Raw genomic sequence first — 3,013 nt, forward strand, 5'->3', positions numbered from 1 at the left:
GCAATCCTCGCTACGGGGTCGCCTAGACGGGCGCTATTCTCGGACAGCCTCCTAGGATACGGATTTTAGAAGGTGTTTTTCACCTTCAGCCTTCAGCATGTGAATGCATATCACAGTCACCTGAAACAGTGGATTATAGGGGTGTTTCACGGAGTTGCCACAAAATATCTATCACATTATTTGGGCTGGCGGAATGTTACCAAGGGGTGGTGAAGGTCGGCTATACTATTTGGCATAATTAAAAAAAGCTTTTTGTAAGCAGGGAAAGGGTATGGCGGGTTTAGAGGGAGTCAATCGGCAGAATCATGCGTCGTTTTCTGACTCTGTCAAAAGTCGTATAAAAAAAATTGGAGCAGCTTTTAATCGTACCGTTGCCCGCAATAATAAGGTAACCAAACATTTTCATCAACAAGCACCTAACCCGCACCCCCAAAGACCTGTTCATATGCGTGGAGCAAAGATGGTTTCTCCACAAAATCATGTCAACCCAACCGCATTATCATCAAAATCCAACAGAGCTCAACTACCGCAACGCCCAAAATCATCGGGTGAAGGGGCCGCACTGTACGAAAATATAAAGTACCGCCACCTGGTTTCCAGGGAGCGGGTAACCGCTCAATTTGAGCAGCCCCAGCAGGTCTCCAGAAACATAATGAATGCAGCGTGGTCTGCTCATAATCAGGGCAAAACCCCCTGGGGACAAAACCATGCATTACTGGTAAAAGGCGGTCAGCTTGGTCAGATCAGCATCAATATTTCTCAGCATAGTCAAGCCCTTAAGCAACCCTTATCAGCCAACAAAGGTGAAATTGAGCAGCAGGGTAGGCAGGTCATTGATAATTTGCAGAAAGGTATTAACCAGCTGAGCCAGCTGCTTCATCAGCAAGGCGGAATGATGCATCCAACAGAATACCAACAACTGAACGGGTTATTGCAGAGCCTTCATAATGAACAGAAGCTGATGCTTCAGGTTATGGATGATCCAGGAGTTTCAAGTGTTGCAGGCTCACTGGATCTGACTCAGGCTATGGAGCTTAAACGACTTGGATACGACCTGACGCCTACTATGGTCAAGCATTTCAGTTCCTTTAACGATAGCAATCTGATACGAGGGTCTGATCAAAAGTTTGGTTCAGGTGCTATTCATTCAGTTACTAAACTCCAGTTTCAGACCACCACCGGCGTGGTCGAAAAAATCTTTAAAGGTGATGACCCTATTGATCCTTGCCCATTTGATTCCATTACTGGCGCAGAAAACTATCTAGATAAAAGCAAACCAAGATTTGCCACACGCAACTTTGCAGCAGCAAAATTTGACAACCTGCTGGGAACCGGACTGATGCCTAACATGGAGCTGACGGTTCACGACGGACAAGTCGGCGTACTGATGGATGTGGCCAAAGGTGTTAAGCCTTATGACCAAAGTACTAACCAAATTAACTGGACCCCGGTTGAAGACGATCGCCAGCCTCAGAAAGCAGCAAAGATTCAGGAACAGCTCAACAGTGCAGAATGGCTTGATGGAATCTGTGCCCAACAGGATCGTCATGCAGGCAACCTGTTTATCGATCCGGAAGACGGTAAGGTTACGCTGATTGATAATGACATGGGTTTCTACCCTGGCCTCCATCAGGTACGCACCCCTTCAAAGCCCGGGGGGTTTCGCCGGTTTGCAGGAAGTACCGCAGGGTTACCTTCGGTGATTGATGCCAGAGTTTATGAGAAACTGATGTCAATCACTCCGGCGCAGATTCATCAGCAAATGGATGGATTGATAACCCGAGAGGAAGCAGAGTCTACGGTCAGCCGTGTGAAAGAACTGCAGAGCCATGCCTCCAGGCTGGCAAGCAATGGCCGGGTTATTGAGAACTGGCAACAATGGAAAGATCCGTCAACAGGATTGAATGCTGCGCAATTCCAGCGCCGCTATGCACCCGACAGCTATCTATTATCCGTCCAGGGACAAACCAGAGGTTTATAGCTATGTTTGAGCACGAACGGGGCCGTAACTGTTATCAATCGGCTGTTGCACTCCTGACCAGCGAGGGACTGCCCTGTCCACCGTTACATCACAAATTTATCGTTAAACTTCAGCAAATCCCCCATTCGGCACTGTTCACGACAGACCCCTCCCTGCCCGACCCCTATCATTTCCAGTTCTACCTGAACCAGTTACTAACTGGTCAGTGCCCACGCATGGTCGTCTTTGGCGTATCCGGTCATGGTTTTTCTTCCAGAGCAATGCACTACTACATGATTGATCAACACATTGCAGTGCTGTTTCAGGATGGTCTACCGGAAACGCCGGAAGGCTGGCAGGAAAAACAGATTGTGGACTATGACCTCACCAGCCAGCTTTACATTGCCTGTCAGGACTCTGTAGCAACCAACCATCTGGCAGCCGATGAAAAACTGGTTATCTGTCGTTCATTCTTTCAACCCGGACACTGGGGAATCATCAAGCAGTCCGGAGAGAAAGTGAAATGGGAAATGGCCGCCAACCCACTGGAAGCAGCTGCTGACTGGCTAACCGGCAAACAGGTTTAATGTTCAGGTAAAATCGCCTTCATGGACACATTCACCCTGTTGGCGAGCATTTTCGACCTTGAATGTGGCTTCTATTATACTTTTCGGGATTTCTGAGTTAACTTCAGAAGCCTCTTATAAAACTCCAGCCTTTCATCTTTTTTACCCGCGTAAATGCATTGCCTTACTGCGGCTTTGATAGCCCGATTGTGGTGGGTATATTCATAAAGCGTTGAGATTGTCAGCAGCTGCCCTCGTTTAAGCAAACGACATATTTCCTTAACTGGCTAATCAATCCATGCAGACTGGATCGACTTGGTTGCTGGTTCGGTTCCAGGCGTCAAAAATCGCGGAAGACTAATGAGTCCATAAGAACAAATGACAGGTAGTCGTAATCGCAGTCCAGATACGTTTTTAACAATCCGGCACGTAGAACAGATTCTGCTGACAGCCCATTTCTGCCAGTGTTCTGTTTGTCACCAGAATT

Annotated in this window: 2 protein-coding genes and 1 pseudogene; all 3 read left to right on the forward strand. The window is 47.6% G+C overall.

All coding sequences use genetic code 11. The features are described 5' to 3' along the window. Nucleotides 1-84: 84 nt before the first annotated feature. Nucleotides 85-213: pseudogene (locus tag KDK15_RS06875) on the forward strand (transposase); the annotation flags it as partial. Nucleotides 214-271: 58 nt separating this feature from the next. Further along, the gene (locus KDK15_RS06880) at nucleotides 272-1,981 is read left to right on the forward strand and encodes a hypothetical protein (RefSeq protein ID WP_257294628.1); all 1,710 of its coding nucleotides are present in this window, start codon (nucleotides 272-274) and stop codon (nucleotides 1,979-1,981) included. A 2-nt stretch (nucleotides 1,982-1,983) separates the two neighbouring features. Further along, nucleotides 1,984-2,547, forward strand: coding sequence for a hypothetical protein (locus KDK15_RS06885; RefSeq protein ID WP_257294629.1), 564 nt, complete (start codon nucleotides 1,984-1,986; stop codon nucleotides 2,545-2,547). Nucleotides 2,548-3,013 lie beyond the last annotated feature (466 nt).

Source organism: Endozoicomonas sp. YOMI1, assembly GCF_024606345.1.
Lineage (GTDB): Bacteria > Pseudomonadota > Gammaproteobacteria > Pseudomonadales > Endozoicomonadaceae > Endozoicomonas.

Bases quoted from the DNA above. Each gene is read 5' to 3' on its own strand.
- KDK15_RS06880 (WP_257294628.1), top strand. From the start codon at position 272: ATGGCGGGTTTAGAGGGAGTCAATCGGCAGAATCATGCGTCGTTTTCT.
- KDK15_RS06885 (WP_257294629.1), top strand. From the start codon at position 1,984: ATGTTTGAGCACGAACGGGGCCGTAACTGTTATCAATCGGCTGTTGCA.